Source organism: Nocardia takedensis NBRC 100417 (assembly GCF_000308695.1).
In the GTDB taxonomy this organism is placed as follows: domain Bacteria; phylum Actinomycetota; class Actinomycetes; order Mycobacteriales; family Mycobacteriaceae; genus Nocardia; species Nocardia takedensis.
The window spans coordinates 1-790 of sequence record NZ_BAGG01000179.1; the positions used below are offsets into that span (position 1 = coordinate 1).

Annotated in this window: 1 protein-coding gene and 1 pseudogene; one reads left to right on the top strand and one right to left on the bottom strand. The window is 65.4% G+C overall.

The features are described from left to right. Positions 1-493, bottom strand: a pseudogene (locus ON30_RS42630) (hypothetical protein); the annotation flags it as partial. Here ON30_RS42630 and ON30_RS42635 point away from each other — a divergent pair. Next, a partial coding sequence (locus ON30_RS42635) for a hypothetical protein (RefSeq protein WP_505805172.1) occupies positions 396-790 on the top strand: 395 nt, incomplete at its 3' end. The pseudogene ON30_RS42630 and the gene ON30_RS42635 overlap by 98 nt on opposite strands.

Genomic DNA, 790 nt, shown 5'->3' on the forward strand with positions numbered 1-790 from the left:
GAGGCCACCTACTACCGGTGGCGCAACCAGTTCGGCGGTTTGAAGGCCGACGACGGAAGAAGCTGAAGGACCTCGAACGCGAGAACGCCACCCTGAAACGGCTGTTGGCCGAGGCCGAGTTGGAGAAGGCGGCGTTGAAGGAGATCGCCAGGGACGCTCCTATTGATGTCAAGTGGTCATCGCCTGGCAGTCGGTGCGGAGGGCGCGGAACACTTCTCGCGCGAGATAACGTTTGAGGCAGCGCAGGATTTCGGGGGTGGTTTTGCCGTCGTGTTTGCGGCGCGCGGCATAGGTTTTGGTGTTCTCGTGATAGCGCAGTCGAACGACGACGGCGGTGTGTAGTGCTTGGTTGGCCTGGCGGTCGCCGCCGCGGTGGAGTCGGTGGCGGGTGGTCTTTGCCCGAGGACGCCGGGATCGGCGCGACGCCGCACAGGCGAGCGAACGCGGCTTCGGTGGTGAGCCTGTCGGGATTGTCACCGATCGAAATCAGCAGTGCCGCAGCGGTGTCGGGTCCGAGCCCGAATACCGCCATCGTGCTGGGCGCGACGTGGGTGAGTAGATCGTCGAGCTGCTTTTTCAGTTCGGCGGCGTGGATCTGCGAGTCCAGGACGCGTCGGGCCAGTGAACGCAGGGCGAGTTCGGTTGCCGCGGTCGGGTCGGTGAGCCTGGCGGGAGCGGGGTCGAAGCCGGCGCAGGTGGCGAGCAGTCGTGCTCGTGTGAGTGAACGCAGTCGGGAGCGCAGCTCTTCGGGGCTGGTGGTGATCAGGGATCGCAGGGCGTTCAGTGCCGA